This is a genomic window from Saccharothrix sp. ST-888 (assembly GCF_000955975.1).
Taxonomy (GTDB): domain Bacteria; phylum Actinomycetota; class Actinomycetes; order Streptomycetales; family Streptomycetaceae; genus Kitasatospora.
In genome coordinates this window covers 1-555 of the sequence record NZ_JYJF01000338.1, presented here as the reverse complement: position 1 = coordinate 555, position 555 = coordinate 1, and the positions used below count along the sequence as shown (strand labels likewise).

Below are 555 nucleotides of genomic sequence, written 5' to 3'. Positions count from 1 at the left end.
ACATTCAGCTCGCGATACGTCAACTCCTCACCTGCCGACACCAACGCGACCGCGTCCGGAGTCGCCGCCACCTGCGCCGCGAACGCCTCCGGCAGGGTCTCCGTGCCGACGGGCAGCGCGGTGGCGTTGTTCTCCTCCAGCAGCCGGCAGCGCTCGTCGGCGCTGAGGAGGTCGACCGCACCGATCGACCCGTCCGGGTCGGCGGTGACAGCCTCCAGCACGAGCGTCCAGCGCCGGGCGAGGGCGGCCACCGTCTCCCGGTCGAACAGGTCGGTCGCGTACTCGACCACACCGACGATTCCGGCCGGTCCGCCGTCCGGGCCGAACCGCTCGCTCAGGTTGAAGCCGAGGTCGAACTTGGCGGTCCCGGTGGGCACCGCGTAGCCGGCGGCCCGCAGGCCGGGCAGCCGGAGCTCGCCCATCGGTGCGTTCTGCAGCGCCAGGATCGTCTGGAAGAGCGGGTGGTGCGACAGCGACCGGGCCGGGTTCAGCACCTCCACCAGGTGCTCGAACGGCACGTCCTGGTGCGCGAACGCCGACAGCGCCGTCTCCCGC

General features: G+C 72.3%; 1 protein-coding gene. It reads right to left on the bottom strand.

What is annotated here, in order from left to right:
• The coding region (locus UK12_RS32975; RefSeq protein WP_045306893.1) for a condensation domain-containing protein at window positions 1–555 on the bottom strand (555 nt) is incomplete at both ends.